The sequence below is a fragment of the Pseudomonas sp. MF6394 genome, assembly GCF_002018845.1.
In the GTDB taxonomy this organism is placed as follows: Bacteria; Pseudomonadota; Gammaproteobacteria; order Pseudomonadales; family Pseudomonadaceae; genus Aquipseudomonas; species Aquipseudomonas lactis.
The window spans coordinates 1-21,610 of the sequence record NZ_MVOJ01000007.1; the positions used below are offsets into that span (position 1 = coordinate 1).

Sequence of the window (21,610 nt, forward strand, 5' to 3'; positions counted from 1 at the left end):
TAGGGTTCCGCTCTGACAGCGGCTCACTTTTGAACAGCGCAAAAGTAAGCAAAACGCTCTTGCCCCACCACTCGGCACCTCGCTTAGGCTCGGTGTGCCCGTAATCCGCCAGTGATTTGGGGGGCCGCCGCCACGCGCCATCCATGGCGCGGGGCGGCTAAACCGGCATCCCTGCCGGTTTACCCCCCAAATCCCTGTCGAATTCCGGCCAGCGTGGTTTGACGGGGCGCTTGAGATCAAAAGCAGATCAAGAGCGGCTCGCTTCGCATCGTGGTTACCGTCTGCTGCTACAGCCTGCAAAGTTGTGTAGATACCGAGGCTGCGATGGCGGCGAATCAGTCAGTTTTTTCAGGGCTGGCACACCGCAATCGCAGGCAGGCCAGCTCCCACTTTTTTGCTCTGCGGCGCCTTCAAATTTTTCAATCATTCAAAAAGCTGAAAATTTATCTTGCGCACTAAACATTAGCGCTATACATTCATCTCACCAACTACTTAGCGCGCAAATGTTTAGCGCTAAAACACAGAGGAACGCCCCATGCAAACGCTCTACACCGCAGTAGCCACCGCCACTGGCGGCCGTGATGGTCGCGCCGTTTCCAGCGACAATATCCTCGACGTAAAACTGTCGACTCCAAAGGAGTTGGGCGGTGCCGGTGGCCAGGCCACTAACCCCGAGCAATTGTTTGCTGCCGGCTACTCTGCTTGCTTTATCGGCGCACTGAAATTTGTTGCAAGCCAGACCAAACGCAAGATCCCGGATGACGCATCGATCACCGCCCACGTGGGAATCGGCCAGATCCCTGGCGGCTTCGGCCTGGATATCGACCTGCATATCAGCCTGCCGGGTCTGGCCCAGGATGATGCGCAAAGCTTGGTCGATGCCGCGCACCAAGTCTGCCCTTACTCCAACGCCACCCGTGGCAACGTGGATGTGCGCTTGCATGTAACGGTCTGATAAACAGACGCCCACGAAAAAGCCCGACTCAAGGTCGGGCTTTTTTTCGTATCGCCGGGGCCAGAATTACTTCTTGGCGCGACCTTTGTACGAACCACCTTCACGGGTGTCGATCTCGATCAGGTCGTCGATTTCGATGAAATCGGCCACTTGCAGTTCGGTACCGTTGCTCAGCTTGGCAGGCTTCATCACCTTGCCGGAAGTATCGCCGCGAGCGGAGCCTTCGGTGTAAGCAACCTTACGCACGATGGTGGTCGGCAGCTCTACGGAAACCAGGCGCTCTTCGAAGAAGATAGCTTCGCAGACGTCTTCCATGCCTTCTTCAATGAATGGCAGAACGGCTTCGATATCTTCAGCGTTCAGCTCGTACATGGTGTAGTCAGTGGTGTCCATGAACGTGTAGGTGTCGCCGCTGATGAAGGACAGGGTCGCTTCTTTGCGGTCGAGGATTACATCGTCCAGTTTGTCATCGGCGCTGTAGACGATCTCGGTCTTGTAACCGGTCAGCAGGTTCTTCAGCTTGGTCTTCATGATTGCGCTGTTACGACCAGACTTGGTGAACTCAGCTTTCTGAACCAGCCAAGGGTCGTTTTCGAGACGGATCACTGTACCGGGTTTCAGTTCTTTACCAGTTTTCATTGCGTATATCCGAAATTTGGATGGGATTGACAAAAATCAAGGTGGCGTATCATATCCAACTTTCATAAAACTGTACCAGCGCCGTCGCAAGATCGGCCTGCAAGCCTTGTTCCAGACACCAGTTCTGCGCGTGCTGGCTGACCTCCGGCCAATGTTCCAGCAGCATTTTCCAGGACTGTGCCATATCGCCATCAGCGTTCCAGGCTTGCCAGAGCGTAACGACGGCAGCCTTGGCGGCCGGCGAAAGTGAGGCGGTGTACAGCTCCAGGAAGGCGTCGAGCTTGTCCAAGTGGATGTCTTCGTCCTGGCGGTAGATGTGCCACAGCAATGGCCTGCCCGCCCACTGGGCACGCACGAATGAGTCCTCGCCACGCACGGCGTTGAATTCGCAGCACCACAGCAAATGGTCATATTGCTCCTGACGCACGAATGCAATGACCTGTACGGTCAGCGCGCCGCGCACCTGGATGTCGCCTGCGGACAAGCTGTTCACGCCTAGCCAGCGTTGCACATCCCCCAGAATGCGCCCTTCCGGCACCAGCAAGTGCGTCCCACGCCCATCGGCTGCCAATACGTCCAGCCAGCCGGCCAAGCCGTCATTCTCATAGGCAAACAGCGACATCAAACGCGCTCCGGCCGTCGGAGCAACGCCCAGGCTTTGCAGGAACTGTCGCTGCGCGACGTCATCCTGCTGAAATGCCTGGCGGCGCTCCAACAAGCCAGCTTCACGCAGCAGGCCGCCGGTGCCAGGGCGAAAACCGGGGAAGAAAAAGTATTTCTGCACGCCCTTGTACTTCACCGAAGGCAAGCGATGACAGCCCACCACCCAGTCTTCGGCGCTGAGGTAATCGAGGTTCATCCACAATGGCGCACGCTCACACTCGGCCATGCGGTCCATGTATTCAGGCGGTAGCTGGCAGGCGAACGCGGCAATCACCACATCGGCCGGGTGTGCGCCTGGCCATTCGGCCGGCCAGTGGCGCACTTGCACGCCCTCTTGCCATTGCTGGCCCACCTGCACATCAATGTCCGGGCACATGCGTTCGAAGGCGCGCAGGTCGTCGACCCACAAACGCACATCACAGCCATGCTCCACCACCAACTGCCGGGCCAGGCGCCAGGTCACGCCGATGTCGCCGTAGTTGTCGACGACACTGCAAAAAATATCCCAGCGGGCTTTCATTCCGGGCTCCATCGATCAAAGGTCTGATTGTCCGCATAAATGCGTGGATGCAGAAGGCTTGATCGCGATTATTCTGCACGGAGGCTGTGCGACAATCACCGCCATGCCGTCAAAGCCTGCCAGGAGGCCCTTATGTCTGACCGTCCGCTGTCGCTGTTCAAGCTCTGCATTGCGATTGCCGCAGGCGTGTGGCTGGGGTTTATCGCCATTGCGCTGACCACTTGGCTGGCGTCTCGCTACCTGTTCCCCCAGAGCCTGGCGCCGGTGGCCCAGGCGGTCCAGCAATTGGGCAAGCCGGCCACGTTTGATGAGTCGCAACCACCGAACCGGCTGTTCGAACAGTACCAGCAGAACCTGCGAAAACAGGAACAACAACAGGCCTTGGACCAGGCACGAAGCAACGCGCGCAATCTGTCCAACCCCAAATGCCAGTTCTGGCTGCAACAAGACCAGAACGCCCCCAATGAAAAGACGCGGGCCAATGTCCTGCAATTCTGCGATTGATGCCAAATACCGCCATGAATAAACACGCCGTGCTCCAGTTGATCCTGGAAAAACTCACCGTCGACCTCGACATCGTCCAACGCGCCGCGCAGACCGCCTACGAAACCGCGACCCACGAAGAAAACATTGCCGAAAACAAATACGACACCCTTGGCCTGGAGGCTTCCTACCTGGCCACCGGACAGGCCCGGCGAGTGGAGGAGATCAAGCAATCGCTGATGCTGTGCCAGCAACTGCAACTACGTGCGTACGATGATCAACGCGGGATAGAGATCGGCACGCTGGTAGGCCTGGAAGACGAGGACGGTCGTCAGCAATGGCTGTTCCTGGCGCCGGATGCAGCGGGTTTGAAAGTGGATGTGGTCGGGCAACCGGTGACCGTCATCACGCCGCGCTCGCCCTTGGGCAAAGGCCTGTTGGGCAAGCGTATCGATGAAGAAGTGGAGATTTTGGTGGCCGGCGCTCGGCAGTACTTTACGGTGACCGAGGCCAGATAACCTACAGCCCCTGTAGGAGCGAGCTCGCTCGCGAAGAAACGCAAGGGCGCCGCATACAACCTGGCACCCCACGATCTTCGCGAGCAAGCTCGCTCCTACAGGGTAATCGTGTCAGTGGACGGGCAATTCGACGCCGTCGAACAGCTCTTCCAGCTCTTGCTTGTTGTGGCACTGGATCGCCTTGGCCATCACTTCGCGGGTCAGGTGCGGCGCGAATTTCTCGATGAAGTCGCACATGAAACCGCGCAGGAAAGTACCGCGGCGGAAACCGATCTTGGTCACGCTGGACTCGAACAATTCGCTGGCATCCAGCACCACCAGGTCTTTGTCCAGGTTGGTGTCGACCGCCATCTTGGCAACGATCCCAACGCCCAGGCCGAGGCGCACATAGGTCTTGATCACGTCGGCATCGGCAGCGGTGAACACCACCTTGGGCGTGAGGCCGCGATGGCTGAAGGCTTCGTCGAGCTTGGAACGGCCGGTAAAGCCGAACACATAGGTCACGATCGGGTATTCAGCCAAGGCTTCCAGGGTCAGCTTCGGCAGCTTGGCCAACGGGTGCCCCTGAGGCACAACCACGCAACGGTTCCAGCGGTAGCAGGGCATCATCACCAGGTCGCCGAACAATTCCAGGGCCTCGGTGGCGATGGCAAAATCGACGGTGCCGTCAGCGGCCATCTCGGCAATCTGCATCGGCGAACCCTGGTGCATGTGCAGCGCCACGTCCGGGTATTGCTTGATGAAATCGCGGATCACCGGCGGCAGTGCATAACGTGCCTGAGTGTGAGTGGTGGCGATCGACAAGGTGCCTTTCTTCTCGTTGGAGAATTCCTGGGCAATCTGCTTGATGCTTTCGACTTTACGCAGGATCTCGCCGGCGGTGGTGATGATGCGCTCGCCAGCCGGAGTGACGCGGGTCAGGTGTTTGCCACTGCGTGCGAAAACTTCGACGCCCAACTCGTCTTCGAGCAGGCGGATCTGCTTGCTGATACCAGGCTGCGAGGTGTAGAGGCTTTGAGCGGTAGCGGAAACGTTGAGGTCGTGGTGCGCCACTTCCCAGATGTAGCGCAGTTGTTGAAGCTTCATATCAATCCCTCAAAGCAGATAGACGCCACGGGTATCAGCGACGGTATATAACTATATTAAAGGTTTGGCGGATAAATCTAGAACTTTTTTATCGTTTTTACCGATCAACTGTCGTCACTGCGCCGACGCTGCAACGACGGCACCAGGTAAACCGGCACCGGGGACAACTGCAACACCCGTGCGGCGGTACGTCCAAGGGGGACGGCCACGCCGGTTGCCTGGCTATGACTGCCGACGACCAGCAAGTCGACGGACAGTTTGCGCAATTGGTCGAGAATCACCTCGCAAGGGTCCCCCTGGATCACCTTGACCGAGCGAATCCATTGCAGGTCCTGCTCCCCCTCCCCCCACTCCTCTCGAAAGCTGTCCAGCACGCGTTGTTCAATCGTCGCCATCACCGTGCTCAGCCCCTTGCTCTGCCATTCGCTCAAGGCGGCCTCATCAAGGTAGCTCTGCAACACCGATTCGGCGAACAAGCCGATGGGTTCGACCACGTGAATCACATACAGCTCGGCCTTGAACGTTCGCGCCAGCGCCAGTGCATGTTGCATCACATAGGGCGCATACAGACCGAGGTCCGTGGCAAACAGCATCGAACGAATCATAGAACCTCCTGGACTGCCAGGATGGCGGGGATTGAATGAGCTTAGCAGCTAGCGCTCGGTCTGGATTCTCAACTCATTGGGGCTTCCAGCCAGACGGCCTGGTAGAAAGGACATCGCCAGCACCCGCTTGTCACCCAACCCCTTCGCCATAGTGGCTCCCCCCAATCAGCGGTTGTGCCGATCAATAAAACTCAAGGCCTGGTAAAGCGCCTGCATGCGTGGCAGTTCGCAACCGGCCGCTTTGGCAGCGGCCAAGGGACGGGCGTAGATGGCCGCCAGTTCCAACGGCCGCTTGTGCAGGTGGTCGTGGTACATGCTGGGCAGGTAGTCGTCCATGGTTTCGGTCATGGCGAACATCTGCCCGGCGTAGCTGGCAGCAATTTCATGCCCGCACGCATGCGCGCCCTGCACCACCTCGGCCATCAGCGCCTGGATCAACTCGCGGCTGGACTCATCGGCCATCATGGCCGTGGTGCCTGTGCCCAGCAACACCGAGAGGCCGTTGAACGGCACGTTCCAGACCAGCTTGTGCCAACGCGCCAGATGCACATTGGCCATGGCCTGGGACTCGATACCGGCTTGATGAAACAGCCCGGCGCCGGCTTCGACAATCGCCTGTTGCCGCGCCTCATCGTTGGCCGCCGTGCCACTGTGATAGCCCAGGTTGACCCGGCCCAACGCCTGATGCTCGACCACACCGGGGGCCGAGCGGTGCACACCGATGTAGCACAGGCCGCCCAACAGATGCAGCGACGGCGGCAGGTGTTCACGCAGGCTGTCTTCCACATCGAGGCCGTTTTGCAGGAGCACCACTTTGGCGTCCGGCGCCGCCACCTGGGCGATGGTCGGCGCCAGGTCCACATTGCCGGTGGACTTGGTGCCCACCAATAGCCAGTCGCACGGCGGCATGTCGGCGGCGCTGGCATAGGCCTGCACCGGATGCAGGCGCAGTTGCCCATGCACCGTACTGTTGACGTGCAAGCCATGCTTGCTCACTGCGGCGTATTCGCTGCGCAACAGGAAATGCACGTCGAAGCCGGCACGCGCCAGCATCAGTCCGTAGTAACCACCAATGGCACCGGTGCCGATAATGCCAATGCGTGGCGACGGGGCTGCAACTGCTGTCATGGCAAATCCTCTGGTGTTCGGGTTAGCGCCTGGTTTACGCATTCGGCGAGGTCGGACGCTGTAAGACGTGTCTGTAATTGCCCAAGGAATTGACCCTCGCACACCAGGAACAACGCCGGCAAATGAAAGATCTGGTAGCGTTGCACCGCACCGCCGTTGTGCCCGGCATCCACCCAGCACACGCGGTCCACCGGCAATTGCCAGCCGGGCAATTGCTGGCGTGCCCAGCGGCAACTGGCACAACCGACACTGGTGAACACTACCAGCGAAATACCTGGCAATCCCAGCAATTGCTGGTCAATATCCAGGTCGGTCAATTCCAGTTCCTTCACTATACTGCTGCCATTGCCGTCAACTGGACGGCGCTCGGAGTCCGTGTACATGGGTCGTTTTTTACCTCACCCTGATGATGTCGCTGTCGAGTTGATCCAACGTCCCTCTCCCGCCCTTCCCCGCCAACGCCTGCACACTATCGGCCGTGGCGGCATCGCCTGCAATTGGCCGCGTGCCTGGCGCGCCGGCACGGCGGTTGACCTGCATATACCTTCCCTGGGGCCCAGCGCCCGTTATCCGGGCTATGTTGCCTGGTGCCGCAAGGTCGAACAGGGCTATCGCATCGGTATCTGCTTTACCGATGAACACGCCTTGTTCGGTGCGCGGATGGGCGAGCAAGTGTGCCAGATCGAGCGTTACTGCCGCCTGCACGACGATGCCGAGCCAACGCCTGCACAATTGGAAGCCATGGCCCGCGATTGGGTGTCGCGCCATGCCGGCGAGTTCTCCCATGAGGCGGTTGTGCAGCCAGCGCTGGATTAAACCGGGCTTTGCCCATTGTCGCGGGCCCGTGTTACGCGCTAAGGTTCCTCCCCCCTGCATTCAAATCATGCTGTGCCCGCCGCACGGGGATAGCTGGCGGCCGGCACCCGTGACCCTGGCGAGTAACACGATGGCTGATTTACCGATCAATGACCTTAACGTTGAATCCAACGAGACCCTGATCACCCCCGATCAGCTCAAGCGCGAAATCCCCCTGAGCGACGCTGCCCTGCAGACCGTCACCAAGGGCCGCGAAGTCATCCGTGACATTCTCGACGGCACCGACCACCGCCTCTTCGTGGTGATCGGGCCCTGCTCTATCCACGACCTCAAGGCCGCCCACGAATATGCCGAGCGCCTCAAGGTGCTGGCGGCTGAAGTGTCCGACACCTTGTACCTGGTCATGCGCGTGTATTTCGAGAAGCCGCGTACCACCGTCGGCTGGAAAGGCTTGATCAACGACCCGTACCTGGACGACTCCTTCAAGATCCAGGACGGCTTGCACATCGGTCGCAAGCTGCTGCTGGACCTGGCTGAAATGGGCCTGCCCACTGCCACCGAAGCCCTCGACCCGATCTCCCCGCAATACCTGCAGGACCTGATCAGCTGGTCGGCCATCGGCGCACGCACCACCGAATCCCAGACCCACCGCGAAATGGCGTCCGGCCTGTCCTCGGCCGTAGGCTTCAAGAACGGCACCGACGGCGGCCTGACCGTGGCGATCAATGCGCTGCAATCGGTCTCCAGCCCTCACCGTTTCCTGGGCATCAACCAGGAAGGCGGCGTGTCCATCGTGACCACCAAGGGCAACGCCTACGGTCACGTGGTGCTGCGTGGCGGCAATGGCAAGCCCAACTATGATTCGGTCAGCGTCGCCCTGTGCGAACAGGCGCTGAACAAGGCCAAGATCAAGCCAAACATCATGGTCGACTGCAGCCACGCCAACTCCAACAAAGACCCGGCGTTGCAGCCGTTGGTGATGGAGAACGTTGCCAACCAGATCCTGGAAGGTAACCAGTCGATCATCGGCTTGATGGTAGAGAGCCATTTGAACTGGGGTTGCCAGGCGATTCCAAAAGACCTGGCCGACTTGCAGTACGGCGTGTCGATCACCGACGCCTGTATCGACTGGTCCGCCACCGAAACCACCCTGCGCAGCATGCATGCCAAACTCAAGGACGTGTTGCCCCAGCGCAAACGCACCTGAGCCTGTACCTGTTTCGCGCACACAAAAACGCCGGGCTAAGCCCGGCGTTTTTTATTGGCAACTGGTCAGTTACAGCTTCGCGGCATGGCGCTGGTGGCGCTCCATGTAGCGTTCGACATAGGAGCACGACGGGATCACCGTGTAGCCGGCCTCTTCGGCAAACTTCAAGGCTTCCTCGGTCAACGCAGCCGCGATGCCTCGCCCCCGCAGTGCGTTGGGCACGAAGGTGCGATAGATATCCAGGGTCTGCTTCCCGAGGTCCATGTAGGTCAGGTAGGCACGATGACCGTCCACATTGGTCTCGAACTGATGACCAGCCTGGTCATGGTGGATGGACAACGCCTCGCTCATCACTACTCCTCGCGGGTCTGAATTAACGACCCTACCTTACCGATGTTTTTCCGGCGAAGGAACATCTACGCCACCCCGTGCCGGTTTCGACAGCGAGAAAACCGTGAGCGCTCACAACCAGCACATAGGGAATAGTAGGCACCAATCCTGAAATTGCTCAAGGCGCACTCGTCATTCCCCGCCGCTGGTGGATATAGAAAGGGCCTCGATCAATCGGTGACCGATAGCCTGAACATTGCCGGCAGTTGAACCTTGAGACGAACTGGCGCTCTTAAAGTCACCTCTAGATGCGCAAAAGATGCCTGGCGCAGTAAAGCCAAGGGCAACCAAAGTGCCCCGCTTCGTTATATAAAATTTCATCTATTTACAAGGCTTAACACATGCGGGCCGGCCCTTTCAGCCTGGATCCAATGTTCGTCGAGGCGCAAAAAATTGGACGGTTTTCATACAAACCGTCAAAAGATTAGCCAAAATAGATTCGGCACAAGAATTTTTTTTGCTTCTTGCGCAACGTCAGTTTACTTACTACAAGTAATGGGTAGTATGTACGCCGGCTATTAGCTCACTCTGAGAAAGTAGCCATTAAATTGAAAGTCCTTGAAGGGGAACACGATGAACAACGTTCTGAAATTCTCTGCTCTGGCTCTGGCCGCAGTTCTGGCTACCGGTTGCAGCAGCGTCTCCAAAGAAACCGAAGCTCGTCTGACTGCAACTGAAGACGCAGCAGCTCGCTCCCAGGCCCGTGCAGACGAAGCCTACCGTAAAGCTGATGAAGCTCTGGCTGCTGCTCAAAAAGCACAACAGACTGCTGACGAAGCTAACGAGCGCGCTCTGCGCATGCTTGAAAAAGCAAGCCGCAAGTAATAATCCTTCGGGGTTGTTATCAAGCCGATCCATTTATGGGTCGGCTTTTTTTTGCCTTTGATTTGGCACGCGCCACCTGTAGGAGCGAGCTTGCTCGCGAAGATGGTCAACGATGACGCGGGCGTCCTGAATGACAGCGGCGCCCTCAGGTTTTTCGCGAGCAAGCTCGCTCCTACAGCAGGTCGGCCGGCGTACTTGAGGCCACAGGCGCCGCGCCTGGCACACCAATTTCGGTCGGCAAGCCATCCTCGGCGGCGACCACATCACGTACCTGGTCCCAGTTGACCCGCAGGTTATTGGACAGGTCTTCGCGCTTGAGCAACGCATTGATAACTGCGGTGTGCTTGTCGACCACCGATGGCGTACCGTCATCATTCAACGGCGTGTGGGCCTCAAGGTAGACCTTGCCACCACTGCTGCCGAACTTGTACGCGTCGTTGATGATGCGCACTGACGTGCCCACCGGCACCATGCCCGCCATTTCCAACACGTTGTTATTGAACATGCGGAAGCAACCGTGGCTGGTACGCGTGCCAATGCCAAACTTCATGTTGGAGCCGTGGATCAGGTAACCCGGCGTGCCCAGGGTGAACTTGAACGGCCCCAGTGGGTTATCGGGGCCGGCAGGCACCACGTTGGGCAGCGGATCACCGTTGGCGGCGTGCTCGGCCTTGATCGAGGCCGGTGGCGTCCAGGTCGGGTTGGGCGTCTTGGCGATGATACTGGTATGAGCAATCGGCGAGCCCCAGCCTTCTCGGCCAATACCCAGCGGGAAGGTATAGACGACGTTTTGGCCTTTTGGATAGTAGTAAAGCCGGTATTCCGCCAGGTTGATCACAATGCCTTCCCGCGGCCCGGGCGGCAGGATAAAGCGTGTGGGCAGCACAATCTCGGTGCCCGCTCCCGGCAACCAGGCATCAACACCCGGGTTGGCCGCGACCATTTCCGAATAGCCCAGGTCGTAGGTAGTACCCAGGTCGGCAAAGGTGTCTTCGTACTTGGCCTTGATCACTTGGACCTGGCCGACAATGTCCTCACCGGGCGGTGGCAAGGGCAACTGCAAGGCCGCCGCCGAACCCGCCGCACAAAGCGCAGCAAGAGACAGGCAGCAGGTGACGACGGAAAGGCGCGACAACATCCGGAAAATCCTTCGCAAGACGACGGGTAGGGAAAAATTGATTGTATACGGCTTCGCAGCGCCAAGCTTCAAGCTGTTTATAGCTCGAAGCGCAGCTCCGGCCAGATCGGCGGCGTGCCGCGCTTTTGCGATTCGAGAATCGCCCGGCATAAAGGACAGAGTCGCTGGTCTTGGAAAATCGAGCGGTTGACCGATGACCAGCGTGGCTGTGCCGGCAATAAAGTGCCGCAGAGCGTGCGATCAATGGAGCCGCCCAGTTCCAATTGACGCGCCACCAAATGCACCCGCACTTCCTGGCAGGCGAACAGGTCCAGCTGCTCGTCCGGCTCGATCAGTTGGTAGTTAAACAGGGACCAGGCAGGGCGCGACATCGAGGGCTCCAAATCGGGGGGGCGCCACCTTAGCCGAAAGCCTGCCGGTAGAAAAGCGTCATAACAGCGGTTTTAGCGTTGGCCAGACATTTTCCAGCAACTTGTCCTGAGCGGCGACTGACGGATGCAGCCCGTCAGCCTGCATCAACTCCGGATGGCCGCCGACGCCTTCGAGGAAAAACGGCACCAACGGCACCTTTTTTTCCTCTGCGACATCACCGAACACCTTGGCAAAGGCTTCGACATAGCGCTTGCCGTAATTGGGCGGAATCTGCATCCCCAGCAGCAGCACCTTGGCACCACCGGCCTTGGACTGGTCAATCATCGACGCAAGATTTTGTTTCAATTGCGCGGGCGGCTGGCCGCGCAAGCCATCGTTGCCACCCAACTCGATCACCACTACATCCGGTTTATGCGCCGCAAGCGCCGCCGGCAGCCGCGCGAGGCCCCCTGCACTGGTGTCGCCACTGATGGAAGCATTGACGACTTTATCGTCAAAACCCTCCTGCTTGAGCCGTTGCTCCAGCAACGCGACCCACCCCTTGCGGGTATCCAGGCCGAAACCGGCACTGATACTATCGCCAACGATCAGGACTGTACCCGCCGCTGCGTTCTGGGCCATGCACATCAAGGCCAGGCCAGCACTCAAAAACCACACTCGCATCGGATTCTCCATGGGCGCAAGCATTCTCACCGCGCGAAACCTTAGCAAAGTGGTTCCCAGCGCGGAAGGTGAACTGACTATCCTGCACGAACTGAGCCTGGAACTGAACAAGGGCGATAGCCTGGCTATCGTCGGCAGCTCCGGTTCCGGCAAATCCACCCTACTGGGCCTGCTGGCCGGCCTCGACCTGCCCAGCAGCGGCGAAGTCACCCTGGCCGGGCAAGCCCTGAGCACCCTCGACGAAGACCAGCGCGCACGCATCCGTGCCGAGCATGTGGGCTTCGTATTCCAATCTTTCCAGTTGCTCGACAGCTTGAACGCGCTGGAAAACGTGATGCTGCCGCTGGAGCTGGACGGTCGCCAGGACGCCCGCGAGCGCGCCAAACACCTGCTGGAGCGCGTAGGCCTGGGCCAACGCCTGACCCACTCGCCTCGCCAGTTGTCCGGTGGCGAACAACAACGGGTGGCGATCGCCCGCGCGTTTGCCGCCGAACCGGACGTGCTGTTCGCCGACGAGCCCACCGGCAACCTCGACAGCCATACTGGCGAGCGCATCAGCGACCTGCTGTTCGAGTTGAATAAAGAGAGCGGCACGACCCTGGTACTGGTCACCCATGACGAGCGCCTGGCCCATCGTTGCCGACGCCTGATCCGCCTTGAAGCCGGCCTGATGGTCGCGCCCCTGGAGCCTTGATGGCACGTTTGCCGCTGTTGCGTCTGTTCAGCCTTGCCATGCGTCAGTTACTGCGCGATGCCCGCGCCGGTGAATTGCGCGTGTTGTTCTTTGCCCTGCTGGTGGCCGTGGCCGCCAGCACCGCCATCGGCTACTTTGGTGCACGTCTCAACGGCGCCATGCTGCTGCGTGCCACCGAGTTCCTCGGCGCCGACCTGGTGCTCGAAGGCAGCTCGCCGGCCCGTCCCGAGCAAATCAAATCAGGGACCGAACTGGGCCTGGATCACGCTCGCATCGTGGAGTTCTCCAGCGTTATCGCCACCGACAATGGCATCCAGCTTTCCAGCATCAAAGCGGTCAACGAGCAGTACCCGTTGCGTGGCGAGCTTAAAAGCAGCACCGAGCCCTTCGGCGCTGAAGTTCCGGGCGGTGGCCCAAAACCCGGCGAAGCCTGGGTGGAAGCACGATTGCTGACGGCGCTGGACCTGAAAGTCGGCGACAGCATTGATGTCGGCATGAAGACCCTGCGCTTGGCGCGCATCCTGACCTATGAGCCCGACCGCGCCGGCAACTTCTACAGCCTCACGCCCAGGGTCATGATCAACCTGGCGGACCTGGACGCCACCGGTGTCGTGCAGCCAGGCAGCCGGGTGAGCTACCGCGAACTATGGCGTGCGCCGCAAGGCAGCACTGCGCTGCAAACCTATCGCGACCTGGTCAAACCGGGCCTGGCCGCCAACCAGCGCCTGCAGGACTCCCGCGATGGCAACCAGCAAATCGGCGGCGCGCTGGGCAAGGCCGAACGCTACCTGAACATGGCCAGCCTGGTGGCCGTGCTGCTGGCTGGCGTGGCCGTGGCGCTGTCGGCCAACCGCTTCGCCAGCCGACGTTTCGATGCCAGCGCGTTGTTGCGGTGCCTGGGCCTGTCGCGCCGTGAAGCGATGTTGTTGTTCACCCTGCAACTGAGTGTGCTGGGCTTGCTGGCAAGCCTGGCCGGCGCCCTGCTCGGCTGGCTGGCGCAGTTTGGCCTGTTCTATTTCCTGCACGACCTGCTGCCCGCCGACGTACCGCCGGGCGGGCTGCTGCCGGCCGTCGCCGGGATCGGTACCGGGCTGGTCGCCCTCGCCGGCTTCGCCCTGCCGCCGCTGGCCGCACTGGGCCGGGTACCGCCGCTGCGGGTGTTGCGCCGCGATTTGCTGCCTATTCCTTCAAGCACTTGGATGGTCTACGGCGCGGCACTGTTTGCCTTGGGCCTGATCATGTGGCGCCTGAGCCTGGACCTGGTATTGACCTTCGCGTTACTCGGCGGCGGTGTGGTGGCTGCGTTGCTCCTGGGTGGCTTGCTGTTGCTGTTGTTACAAAGCCTGCGGCGGTTATTGGCTCGCGCCTCCCTGCCCTGGCGCCTGGGCCTGGGCCAGTTGTTGCGTCACCCGTTGGCGGCGGCAGGCCAGTCCCTGGCGTTTGGCTTGATCCTGCTCTCCATGGGGTTGATCGCGCTGTTGCGAGGCGAATTGCTCGACACTTGGCAAAACCAGTTGCCCAAGGATGCGCCCAACTACTTCGCCCTGAATATCCTGCCGGCCGACAAGGACGCCTTTGGCACCCGCCTGCTGGACGTCCAGGCGCAAGCGGCGCCGCTTTACCCGGTGGTGCCAGGGCGCTTGATCAGCATCAATGGCGAACCGGTGCAGGAGATTGTCAGCAAGGACTCCAGCGGCGACCGTGCCACTCAACGCGACCTGAGCCTGACCTGGGCAGCCGACTTGCCAGCGGGTAACGTCCTGACGGCAGGTAGCTGGTGGTCGGCGCAACCCACTGATGGGGTTCCTGGCGTGTCGGTGGAAGCCAAAGTGGCCGAGAGCCTGAAGCTCAAGCTCAACGACCATCTGGTGTTCACCATCGGAGGGGAAAACCGTGAGGCGCGGGTCACCAGCCTGCGGACCATCAACTGGGATAACTTCCAGCCCAACTTCTTCATGATTTTCCAACCGGGCACCCTGAAAGATCTGCCCGCGACCTACCTCACCAGCTTCTATCTGGCTCCCGGCCATGACCAACAGATCGTCGACCTGTCACGGGCCTTCCCGGCGGTCACTATCCTGCAGGTCGAGGCCCTGCTGGAGCAGTTGCGCAGCATCCTTGCCCAAGTGACCTTGGCCGTCGAATACGTGCTGTTGTTTGTACTCGCGGCGGGCATGGCGGTGTTGTTCTCTGGCCTGCAGGCCACCCTGGATGAACGAATCCGCCAGGGTGCATTGCTGCGCGCCCTAGGTGCCGAGCGTAAGTTGCTGGTCAAGGCCCGCCGCATCGAATTCGGCCTGTTGGGGGCGGTCAGCGGCTTGTTGGCGGCACTGGGCACCGAACTGGTGACCTGGGTGCTGTACCGCTATGCCTTTGACCTGGCGTGGCATCCCCACCCGTGGCTGTTGCTGCTGCCCGTGATCGGTGCTTTGTTGATTGGCGCTGCCGGAGTGTTCGGCACGCGCCGTGCGCTGAATGCCAGCCCGCTGACCGTATTGCGCGAAGGCTGAAACCCGGATGGCACGTACCCAGCCAAGGTACGAGCCATCAGGCGGGCTTCACATATTCGATCTTGGTGATCCACCAGCACACCTCTCCGCCGGGGGTCTGTACGACTGCTTCGTCATCCACCTCCTTGCGCAGCAGAGCCCGTGCCATGGGTGAGTCGATGGAGATGTAATCCATACGGTCGTAGATCTCGTCATAACCGACGATGCGAAAACGCTTGGTCTCGCCCTGTTCGTTTTCGATTTCGACCCATGCGCCGAAAAATACCTTTCCCTCCTGCTCGGGCATGTACTCCACCACCCGCATGTCTTCCAGGCGTTTGCGCAGGTAACGCACGCGCCGGTCTATCTCGCGCAAGAGCTTCTTGTTGTACTGGTAATCGGCGTTTTCACTGCGATCTCCCAGGGAGGCCGCCCAGGTCACTTTGCGCGTGGTATCCGGACGCTTTTCACGCCACAGGTAATCCAGCTCTTTTTTCAGCGCTTCATGACCTTCTTTGGTAATCAGCTTGGTACTCAAACGCTTGCATCCCCAGGCAATGTCCAATGGTGCCGTTATGCCAGGGCATCATGCCCAGGCAGCGGCTGGCTGGGACTGATGATAAATGAACCCTGGAAAGTATCCAGGCCGGCGCCCCATTACCTCACCCATGCCCCTCCAGCACTTGATCCAACTCAAGCAACGTGCCCTGCATACGCTGGCGCATACCCGACAACTGCAACATCATCATCGCCAGCTTTTCGGCCTTCTGGCTGACCTCCAAGCCCTGCTCCTGCAAATAGGCATGGCGCTGTTCAAGTTCACGGCCCTTCTCTTCCAGTTGGCTCTGCTGCTGTTGCAATCGCGCCTGCCACTGTTCGAGCATCTGTTCCTTCTCCAGTACTGCGCATTTTTTTTGCGTCAGTTCCTGGGCGACCTTGGCCAGGTTGCTCAGTGCGCTGTCCATTTCGAGCAAAGAGGTATGGTCCAGCTGAGCAGGCGGGTCCCAGGGTTCGGACTCCGGCTCAGGTGGGTCCAACCGCAGGTTGTCTGGCTCAAAGTGACTGGCATCTTGTTCAACCGGAACAGGCGACGCACTGCTCTCCACCTGCTCCTGCGGTATCGCGACCAGCGACCGCGCCGGTTCCTCAACGGTGTCTTCATCCATAGGCTGCGGCGCAGTCTTGGCTGAGCGCGGATTTCGCGGCGGCGCAACCATTTGCGACGAGAAGCGAATGGACGGCACGATCACTGCACTGCTTTCGATCGCAGGCAACGCAGGGGCTGACATGCCCAGGGTGATGACCTTCATGACCAGAGCCTTCTTGATGATCACCGAGTGGTGATCCTCTGGCCTGGCCGGCGGTAACCGGCAGCCTTTCAAATCAATGAAATGAAAGGGAACCTGGGGTTCGGCAATGGGCGTCGTCTTCGAGCCGGCTGCGGCTGCCATCGTCAAGATCTGTTTGAAGACTTGCATGGCTAATTGCAGGTCCTCTTTGGAATCAACGCCTCCCAGGAAATACCGTTCAATCTTTTTACGTAATGCGGCGACATAAACCCTGGAGTGGCCGGGCTCCGCCTCCTCATCCAGGCTGTACACCAGAAAGTTGGACGCCGTTTGCGTAACAGCAAACCCGCACAACAAGGCGCCGTTAACCGGCGTCCCCTCATCGTTGCGCTCAAGAACAAGAGTACGTAGAAGCATCATGGCAATCAGGCCTCATTACAAAAAAGAAAACTTTATATAAACATCCGATAAACATCCGAACATTAATAAGTATTCAAAACAAAACAATTGTTTCAGCGAATTATCGGAGCGAACGTAGGATTCTTCTTATTAAGCATACTTCGCGTTCCCAAGCCTTCATATTGAACGTACCCTTTTTAAAGCACTTCCCCCTACAGCCGGCCCCTCTCACACGCCCTGCAAAACTTATTCGGTAAAACCATGATCGAGATAAGCAACCTGACAAAACAGCTGGGCAAAACACGCGTAATCAGCAACGTGTCCTTCTGTGCCCAGCGCCAGGAGTGTGTGGGCCTGCTGGGAGAGAGCGGTGCAGGCAAAACCACACTATTGAGCTTGATCGCCGGGGCGATCAAGCCGACGGCCGGGCACATCACTATTCAAGGTTTCAATACCCATACCCATTCAACTCAAGCCAAAAAAGTCATTGGCTATCAACTTCAAGGCGGCCTCGACCATCACACGATGTCCGTCAAACACATGCTCAATTTCATTGCTGCCATTCGCGGTTTGAGCGGGCTGGAAAAACGCAGCCAGGTGGCGCAGGTCGCCGCACGCCTGGAACTGCTGCCCGTGCTCGACTGCGCCATCAGCGTACTTTCCCTCGGTTTGAAGCGCAGAGTGGCAATGGCCCAGGCGCTCCTGCATTCACCAAGCCTGCTGCTGCTCGATGAACCCACAGAAGGGCTCTGTCCTGATCAACGGCTCAAGTTCCGGGCACTCATTGAGTCCCTGAGCGAGGAAATGACCATCATCATCGCCTCCCGCCATTACCAGGAGCTGGCGGACATCTGCACCCGTGCCTTGGTTATGGCCGGTGGCCGCCTGGTGGCCGATGCCTCACTGCCCGACTTACAGCGCAGCTCCCGGCATTTCCAGGCCGTCACCCTCGCAGCAGACACCTCGCTGGACTTGCTCGCGCTGGCCGTATTGCCCGGCGTCGCCGGCATCGAAGAAGACCGACATGCACCCGGCAAGGTGACGGTCCTTGCCATGCCTGGGCATTCCATATTTCCCGCAATCAACGCGCTTATCACCCATCGCGGCTGGAACATCACGTCAATGAATCTGGAGCCGGGACGCCTGAACGATGTCGTTCACCACCTGAGCCAAGAGGTAACACCTTGAGACTGCTACCTGTCATTTTCAAACGACAACTCGCCAACTATGCCTGCGCGCCCAGCACCTATCTGAGCGTGGCGATTTTTCTCGCGCTATGCGCAGTGCTGGGACTGCATTCCAACCAATGGATGGAGCGCAACAGCAGCGATCTGCAGGCTTTTTTCGAGCTGCATCCCTGGCTCTATTTGGTGCTGGTCCCCCTGTTATCGACGCAGTTGTGGTCGGATGAATCCAACGCCAGCTTTTACGACACCCTGAAGGCCTTGCCTGTCACCTCAGTGGAACGAGTGATCGGAAAATTTATCGCAGCATGGACTGTCTGTGGCATTGCGCTGATGCTTAACTTCCCCTTGGTGATTGCCGTCAATTATCTGGGCACGCCTGACAATACCGTTATCGCTTCGCAGTTTCTGGCCAGTTGGTTGCTGGCGGGAAGTTATCTTTCCGTGGGTTGTTTCATCTGTGTACTTGCCAACCAACGCCTGCTGATTTTCTTTGTCACCCTCGGCTTGTTGCTGACCGCCAGTGGGCTTTCGTCAGTACTGGATGCACTTGAACAACAAGCACCCATATGGGTTATCGACAGTTTGATGTCCCTGGATCCCATTGCCCGCTTCAGCGCGATGGATAACGGCAGGCTTACACTCCATGACAGCCTGTACTTTATCAGCATGATCGTTGCTTTTCTGTTTGCAACCACCCTCACACTCAACTACAAAAGCAGTTGAGAAAAGGAAGACCACTGATGGGATCCGCTTTTCGTGCGGGTATGACACTTCTCGTCATATCACTGCTGTTTCTGGCACTCAATCTAGTCTGGGTACCCAAACTACCTACTGTCCAATGGGACTTTTCCCAAGAAAAAATCCATACGTTATCGCCAGCAACGCGGCAACTACTTGCCTCACTTGAAAGCCCACTGGATCTGTATTACTTCAATACCCTCAATGCGCCGCAAAAAAGCCAGGCATTAGAACGTTATGGCCGGCGCGTCGAAGACGTGCTCAAGGCGTTCGAAAAAGCGGCAAACGGCCTGATCAACTTACATATCATAAACCCCGCTCCCTTTTCTGAAGACGCCTACAAAGCCAGCTTGTTCGGGCTTGATGACACACAAGGATTTCTTGGTCTTATCGGCACCCGCGCTGGCCAAGGCGCCCAACGCATCGAAGCGTTCCGCCCTGAGCACGAGTCATTACTTGAATATGAGATCAGCCACCTGATCTATAAGTTGGGGCACCCTGAGCGTGCCACTGTCGGCCTGCTGTCGGGACTGTCGCTGGATAAACCGGCCAGCGAGTTGCTGGCGTTGATGCGCGAGCAATTCAATGTGGTGGAACTGGCGGCGAACATCGCTCAGGTACCGCCATCCATCGCGACATTGATGGTCATACAGCCGCACGCTTTACCTGAGCGGGCCTTATATGCCATTGAGCAATCGGTAATGAAAGGCACCCCGTTGATGATGTTCATCGACCCCGTGAGCGAGATAGGCGCTGACGCCGTGTCAGCGAACGCGAGAATGGAGGGGCTGCTGAACGCGTGGGGCATCCAGATGCCGGAGGACAAGCTGTTGATCGACAATCTTTATGCCTCATCAGCCACGCCCGGTCCGGGAATGCCCCGGGTACTGCACCCGGCCCGGTTACACCTGCCACGACAGGCCATGGCCACGAAGGATATCAGCACCTGGGGACTGGACAGTGTCATCGTCTCAAGCAGCGGTGCGCTTTCGCTAGCGCCCAAGAGCCGCTCACTGCTGACCCCGCTTCTACTGGGCTCAGGGCAATCGGCCCTGTTAGACGCAAAACGCTTTGCCTCAGCGACGACATTCGACTCGCTCATCGATGAAACGGCAACTTCAGGGCAGCGCCATGTAATCGCAGCGCGCATTGAGGGGCCCGCTTACTCAGCGTTTCCCGACGGTTTCAAGGGCCAGCCGCCCGGGCTGCAAAAAGCAGAACTGATTCAGATGGTTGTCGTGGCCGACACTGACCTGCTAGCGGACACTCTCAGCCAGGCACGACCCAACGGCAACGCGCAGTTTGTATTGAATGCATTGGATAACCTGGCGGCGCCCGACGCACTCAAACGCATTCGACCCCGTGTCATGCACCAACCGTTGCACAGGCTGGATCAGATGCGGGACCAAGCCGCACAGGCGTATCGGAAAAATTCGGTTGAGCTGGAGCGACGACTTGAGCAGACGGAGCAAGCGTGGCGAAGGTTGAATCCACTGCACACACGGCTTATCACCCAAGCGGTGGATACCAGTACCCAGTTGCAGGCACTCAACAAAGAGCGCCTGCAGTTGCCCATCGAGTTGCATGCACTCAAGGCGCAGGCCTACGCCCCGGTGCAGCGTTTCGAGCGACAGCTCAAAGGGCTGATAATCGTGCCCCTTCCGCTGCTGTTGTGCCTGATTGCCTGGTTACTTTTCCTACACCAGCGCCGGCGTCGTACCCCCGCGATCTTTCACTAATCGCTCACCGACGGGCAATCAGCCCTTGCCGGGCAATGCGCGTCAGTTGGTGGATCACCTCATGGGCGTTGCTGGCACTCGGTGCCTGAATCACTGCCAGATCGAAACTGTCGCTGGCAAAACGGGCCAGTGAATCGCCGTCTTCAACAAACTGGATCAGGAACGCCGAGGGCCGACCGGAACGACGTGGCCAGCCGTCCAGATAGCGCAGCAGTGTCGGCTGGTGCTTGCCGCCCAACAGGATTTTCGGATTGCGTTGCGTCAGGTCCGCGGTGATCGGGGCCAGGCGTATGAGGGGGCGTAGTGCATTCATCGTGTCGTGTCTCTGCCTCAAAAGTCTGCGGGCAGGTGAGAGGCAACACCGAACCAGCGCTTTAGCGGTATTTCGAGGAACGCCTAGCGTGAGCAAGCGTACTTCTGTCGGGCTGCATTGAGACCCAGTGGCGCCCCGCAATTAGCTGTTTAAATCGGCGCATGAGCAGCATCCTAGAGAAGCCGGTGGGGCAGTGTCAAGAATCCTGGGCAACGAAAAGGCCCGCATCAGCGGGCCTTTTGTGCAGCTTGCAAAACGATCAGTGAGTGATCGCGCGGTCGACAGACAATTTGCCCGCACCTTCCAGCAACACCGCCAGAGCGCCACCGAGCAACGCCAGTGCGAACTCATAACCGTTGTTGGCCATGAACAGCCCGTTGTGGATGTGTACAGAGAAAATCGCCACCAGCGTCAGGAAGGTCAGGCCCAATGCAGCAGGGCGAACCAGCAAACCGATGATCAGGGCCAGGCCGGCGAAGAACTCGGTACCGCCCGACAGCAGCGCCATCAGCGTACCCGGCGCCAGGCCGATGCTTTCCATCCATTGTGCGGTGCGCGCCAGGCCACCACCGCCAAACCAGCCGAAGAGTTTTTGCGAGCCGTGGGCAGCGAAGATGATGCCCACGAAGACGCGCAGAATAGTCAGGCCATAACCGGCGCGAGTGGACAGTACACGGGTAATCATTGGGCTCATGGGGTAAATCCTTTTCCAGGTAGGGGTTGGTTGGCCGCTATATTAATCAGTTTAAACAAT

25 protein-coding genes are annotated in these 21,610 nt (G+C 58.9%); 11 read left to right on the forward strand and 14 right to left on the reverse strand.

The window, feature by feature from the left end; translation table 11 throughout:
• Positions 1 to 535 precede the first annotated feature (535 nt).
• Positions 536 to 955 (forward strand): organic hydroperoxide resistance protein, encoded by a 420-nt coding sequence (locus tag MF6394_RS09605; protein ID WP_010176159.1) that lies wholly within the window; start codon positions 536 to 538, stop codon positions 953 to 955.
• Between the two features lie 66 nt (positions 956 to 1,021).
• Here MF6394_RS09605 and MF6394_RS09610 read toward each other — a convergent pair whose 3' ends face one another.
• Positions 1,022 to 1,594 (reverse strand): elongation factor P, encoded by a 573-nt coding sequence (locus MF6394_RS09610; RefSeq protein WP_003172723.1) that lies wholly within the window; start codon positions 1,592 to 1,594, stop codon positions 1,022 to 1,024.
• A 49-nt stretch (positions 1,595 to 1,643) separates the two neighbouring features.
• A complete protein-coding gene (gene earP, locus MF6394_RS09615; RefSeq protein WP_078466570.1) occupies positions 1,644 to 2,777 on the reverse strand; it encodes an elongation factor P maturation arginine rhamnosyltransferase EarP in 1,134 nt (377 codons plus the stop codon).
• 132 nt (positions 2,778 to 2,909) lie between these two features.
• On the opposite strand from earP, the gene MF6394_RS09620 reads away from it, so the two are divergent.
• Both MF6394_RS09620 and MF6394_RS09625 read left to right on the forward strand, forming a co-directional pair.
• Positions 2,910 to 3,281, forward strand: coding sequence for a hypothetical protein (locus MF6394_RS09620; protein ID WP_069558439.1), 372 nt, complete (start codon positions 2,910 to 2,912; stop codon positions 3,279 to 3,281).
• Between the two features lie 14 nt (positions 3,282 to 3,295).
• Positions 3,296 to 3,778 carry a GreA/GreB family elongation factor gene (locus MF6394_RS09625; RefSeq protein WP_069558442.1) on the forward strand — a complete coding sequence of 161 codons (483 nt, stop codon included), beginning with the start codon at positions 3,296 to 3,298 and terminating at the stop codon, positions 3,776 to 3,778.
• Positions 3,779 to 3,889: 111 nt separating this feature from the next.
• On the opposite strand, the gene cysB is transcribed toward MF6394_RS09625, so the two are convergent.
• From cysB to MF6394_RS09645, 4 genes are all read right to left on the reverse strand, one after another.
• Positions 3,890 to 4,864, reverse strand: a complete 975-nt coding sequence (gene cysB, locus MF6394_RS09630) for an HTH-type transcriptional regulator CysB (protein WP_003189876.1) — start codon at positions 4,862 to 4,864, stop codon at positions 3,890 to 3,892.
• A gap of 104 nt (positions 4,865 to 4,968) precedes the next feature.
• Positions 4,969 to 5,469, reverse strand: coding sequence for a universal stress protein (locus tag MF6394_RS09635; protein WP_044274562.1), 501 nt, complete (start codon positions 5,467 to 5,469; stop codon positions 4,969 to 4,971).
• 165 nt (positions 5,470 to 5,634) lie between these two features.
• Positions 5,635 to 6,597 (reverse strand): putative 2-dehydropantoate 2-reductase, encoded by a 963-nt coding sequence (locus MF6394_RS09640; protein ID WP_069558438.1) that lies wholly within the window; start codon positions 6,595 to 6,597, stop codon positions 5,635 to 5,637.
• Positions 6,594 to 6,980 (reverse strand): thioredoxin, encoded by a 387-nt coding sequence (locus MF6394_RS09645; RefSeq protein ID WP_044274564.1) that lies wholly within the window; start codon positions 6,978 to 6,980, stop codon positions 6,594 to 6,596. The genes MF6394_RS09640 and MF6394_RS09645 overlap by 4 nt, the downstream gene beginning before the upstream one ends.
• Between MF6394_RS09645 and MF6394_RS09650 the strand changes: the two genes are divergently transcribed.
• Positions 6,979 to 7,413 carry a PilZ domain-containing protein gene (locus MF6394_RS09650; RefSeq protein ID WP_044274565.1) on the forward strand — a complete coding sequence of 145 codons (435 nt, stop codon included), beginning with the start codon at positions 6,979 to 6,981 and terminating at the stop codon, positions 7,411 to 7,413. The genes MF6394_RS09645 and MF6394_RS09650 overlap by 2 nt on opposite strands.
• 130 nt (positions 7,414 to 7,543) lie before the next feature.
• Positions 7,544 to 8,620, forward strand: a complete 1,077-nt coding sequence (locus MF6394_RS09655; RefSeq protein ID WP_003189871.1) for a 3-deoxy-7-phosphoheptulonate synthase — start codon at positions 7,544 to 7,546, stop codon at positions 8,618 to 8,620.
• 69 nt (positions 8,621 to 8,689) lie between these two features.
• Here the strand turns inward: MF6394_RS09655 and MF6394_RS09660 are convergent, their stop codons facing one another.
• On the reverse strand, positions 8,690 to 8,971 hold the full coding sequence (locus MF6394_RS09660) for a GNAT family N-acetyltransferase (protein WP_003189869.1): 282 nt from the start codon (positions 8,969 to 8,971) through the stop codon (positions 8,690 to 8,692).
• Positions 8,972 to 9,583: 612 nt separating this feature from the next.
• Here MF6394_RS09660 and oprI point away from each other — a divergent pair.
• Complete coding sequence (oprI, locus tag MF6394_RS09665; RefSeq protein WP_003172710.1) at positions 9,584 to 9,835, forward strand: outer membrane lipoprotei OprI; 252 nt, start codon at positions 9,584 to 9,586, stop codon at positions 9,833 to 9,835.
• Between the two features lie 172 nt (positions 9,836 to 10,007).
• Here the strand turns inward: oprI and MF6394_RS09670 are convergent, their stop codons facing one another.
• The 3 genes from MF6394_RS09670 to MF6394_RS09680 all read right to left on the reverse strand — a co-directional run bounded on the left by MF6394_RS09670 (position 10,008) and on the right by MF6394_RS09680 (position 12,008).
• Positions 10,008 to 10,973, reverse strand: coding sequence for a L,D-transpeptidase family protein (locus MF6394_RS09670; RefSeq protein ID WP_003189867.1), 966 nt, complete (start codon positions 10,971 to 10,973; stop codon positions 10,008 to 10,010).
• 77 nt (positions 10,974 to 11,050) lie between these two features.
• Positions 11,051 to 11,344: a hypothetical protein gene (locus tag MF6394_RS09675; RefSeq protein ID WP_003189866.1), complete on the reverse strand. Its 294-nt coding sequence runs from the start codon at positions 11,342 to 11,344 to the stop codon at positions 11,051 to 11,053.
• Positions 11,345 to 11,402: 58 nt separating this feature from the next.
• The gene (locus MF6394_RS09680) at positions 11,403 to 12,008 is read right to left on the reverse strand and encodes an arylesterase (RefSeq protein ID WP_044274567.1); all 606 of its coding nucleotides are present in this window, start codon (positions 12,006 to 12,008) and stop codon (positions 11,403 to 11,405) included.
• Between the two features lie 10 nt (positions 12,009 to 12,018).
• Here MF6394_RS09680 and MF6394_RS09685 point away from each other — a divergent pair, with 10 nt between their 5' ends.
• A complete protein-coding gene (locus tag MF6394_RS09685; RefSeq protein ID WP_003189864.1) occupies positions 12,019 to 12,702 on the forward strand; it encodes an ABC transporter ATP-binding protein in 684 nt (227 codons plus the stop codon).
• Positions 12,702 to 15,212, forward strand: coding sequence for an ABC transporter permease (locus tag MF6394_RS09690; protein WP_044274568.1), 2,511 nt, complete (start codon positions 12,702 to 12,704; stop codon positions 15,210 to 15,212). Before MF6394_RS09685 ends, MF6394_RS09690 begins: the two co-directional genes overlap by 1 nt.
• Before the next feature lie 37 nt (positions 15,213 to 15,249).
• On the opposite strand, the gene greB is transcribed toward MF6394_RS09690, so the two are convergent.
• A complete protein-coding gene (gene greB / locus MF6394_RS09695) occupies positions 15,250 to 15,729 on the reverse strand; it encodes a transcription elongation factor GreB (RefSeq protein ID WP_034126726.1) in 480 nt (159 codons plus the stop codon).
• Positions 15,730 to 15,853: 124 nt separating this feature from the next.
• Positions 15,854 to 16,900, reverse strand: a complete 1,047-nt coding sequence (locus MF6394_RS09700) for a hypothetical protein (protein WP_078466571.1) — start codon at positions 16,898 to 16,900, stop codon at positions 15,854 to 15,856.
• Positions 16,901 to 17,140: 240 nt separating this feature from the next.
• On the opposite strand from MF6394_RS09700, the gene MF6394_RS09705 reads away from it, so the two are divergent.
• From MF6394_RS09705 to MF6394_RS09715, 3 genes are read left to right on the forward strand one after another with little or no spacing between them, the layout of a single operon-like run.
• The gene (locus MF6394_RS09705; RefSeq protein ID WP_078466572.1) at positions 17,141 to 18,067 is read left to right on the forward strand and encodes an ABC transporter ATP-binding protein; all 927 of its coding nucleotides are present in this window, start codon (positions 17,141 to 17,143) and stop codon (positions 18,065 to 18,067) included.
• Positions 18,064 to 18,789, forward strand: a complete 726-nt coding sequence (locus MF6394_RS09710) for an ABC transporter permease (RefSeq protein WP_044274571.1) — start codon at positions 18,064 to 18,066, stop codon at positions 18,787 to 18,789. Before MF6394_RS09705 ends, MF6394_RS09710 begins: the two co-directional genes overlap by 4 nt.
• A gap of 17 nt (positions 18,790 to 18,806) precedes the next feature.
• Positions 18,807 to 20,543 carry a Gldg family protein gene (locus MF6394_RS09715; RefSeq protein WP_078466573.1) on the forward strand — a complete coding sequence of 579 codons (1,737 nt, stop codon included), beginning with the start codon at positions 18,807 to 18,809 and terminating at the stop codon, positions 20,541 to 20,543.
• A 4-nt stretch (positions 20,544 to 20,547) separates the two neighbouring features.
• Here MF6394_RS09715 and MF6394_RS09720 read toward each other — a convergent pair whose 3' ends face one another.
• Together MF6394_RS09720 and MF6394_RS09725 are read right to left on the reverse strand one after the other, a co-directional pair.
• A complete protein-coding gene (locus tag MF6394_RS09720; protein WP_003189853.1) occupies positions 20,548 to 20,856 on the reverse strand; it encodes a hypothetical protein in 309 nt (102 codons plus the stop codon).
• A gap of 259 nt (positions 20,857 to 21,115) precedes the next feature.
• Positions 21,116 to 21,550: a DoxX family protein gene (locus MF6394_RS09725; protein WP_078466574.1), complete on the reverse strand. Its 435-nt coding sequence runs from the start codon at positions 21,548 to 21,550 to the stop codon at positions 21,116 to 21,118.
• Between the last annotated feature and the right edge of the window lie 60 nt (positions 21,551 to 21,610).

Coding starts and splice junctions, on each gene's coding strand:
- MF6394_RS09605 (WP_010176159.1), top strand. CDS start 536: ATGCAAACGCTCTACACCGCAGTAGCCACCGCCACTGGCGGCCGTGAT.
- MF6394_RS09610 (WP_003172723.1), bottom strand. CDS start 1,594: ATGAAAACTGGTAAAGAACTGAAACCCGGTACAGTGATCCGTCTCGAA.
- earP (WP_078466570.1), bottom strand. CDS start 2,777: ATGAAAGCCCGCTGGGATATTTTTTGCAGTGTCGTCGACAACTACGGC.
- MF6394_RS09620 (WP_069558439.1), top strand. CDS start 2,910: ATGTCTGACCGTCCGCTGTCGCTGTTCAAGCTCTGCATTGCGATTGCC.
- MF6394_RS09625 (WP_069558442.1), top strand. CDS start 3,296: ATGAATAAACACGCCGTGCTCCAGTTGATCCTGGAAAAACTCACCGTC.
- cysB (WP_003189876.1), bottom strand. CDS start 4,864: ATGAAGCTTCAACAACTGCGCTACATCTGGGAAGTGGCGCACCACGAC.
- MF6394_RS09635 (WP_044274562.1), bottom strand. CDS start 5,469: ATGATTCGTTCGATGCTGTTTGCCACGGACCTCGGTCTGTATGCGCCC.
- MF6394_RS09640 (WP_069558438.1), bottom strand. CDS start 6,597: ATGACAGCAGTTGCAGCCCCGTCGCCACGCATTGGCATTATCGGCACC.
- MF6394_RS09650 (WP_044274565.1), top strand. CDS start 6,979: ATGGGTCGTTTTTTACCTCACCCTGATGATGTCGCTGTCGAGTTGATC.
- MF6394_RS09645 (WP_044274564.1), bottom strand. CDS start 6,980: ATGTACACGGACTCCGAGCGCCGTCCAGTTGACGGCAATGGCAGCAGT.
- MF6394_RS09655 (WP_003189871.1), top strand. CDS start 7,544: ATGGCTGATTTACCGATCAATGACCTTAACGTTGAATCCAACGAGACC.
- MF6394_RS09660 (WP_003189869.1), bottom strand. CDS start 8,971: ATGAGCGAGGCGTTGTCCATCCACCATGACCAGGCTGGTCATCAGTTC.
- oprI (WP_003172710.1), top strand. CDS start 9,584: ATGAACAACGTTCTGAAATTCTCTGCTCTGGCTCTGGCCGCAGTTCTG.
- MF6394_RS09670 (WP_003189867.1), bottom strand. CDS start 10,973: ATGTTGTCGCGCCTTTCCGTCGTCACCTGCTGCCTGTCTCTTGCTGCG.
- MF6394_RS09675 (WP_003189866.1), bottom strand. CDS start 11,344: ATGTCGCGCCCTGCCTGGTCCCTGTTTAACTACCAACTGATCGAGCCG.
- MF6394_RS09680 (WP_044274567.1), bottom strand. CDS start 12,008: ATGCGAGTGTGGTTTTTGAGTGCTGGCCTGGCCTTGATGTGCATGGCC.
- MF6394_RS09685 (WP_003189864.1), top strand. CDS start 12,019: ATGGGCGCAAGCATTCTCACCGCGCGAAACCTTAGCAAAGTGGTTCCC.
- MF6394_RS09690 (WP_044274568.1), top strand. CDS start 12,702: ATGGCACGTTTGCCGCTGTTGCGTCTGTTCAGCCTTGCCATGCGTCAG.
- MF6394_RS09700 (WP_078466571.1), bottom strand. CDS start 16,900: ATGATGCTTCTACGTACTCTTGTTCTTGAGCGCAACGATGAGGGGACG.
- MF6394_RS09705 (WP_078466572.1), top strand. CDS start 17,141: ATGATCGAGATAAGCAACCTGACAAAACAGCTGGGCAAAACACGCGTA.
- MF6394_RS09715 (WP_078466573.1), top strand. CDS start 18,807: ATGGGATCCGCTTTTCGTGCGGGTATGACACTTCTCGTCATATCACTG.
- MF6394_RS09720 (WP_003189853.1), bottom strand. CDS start 20,856: ATGAATGCACTACGCCCCCTCATACGCCTGGCCCCGATCACCGCGGAC.
- MF6394_RS09725 (WP_078466574.1), bottom strand. CDS start 21,550: ATGAGCCCAATGATTACCCGTGTACTGTCCACTCGCGCCGGTTATGGC.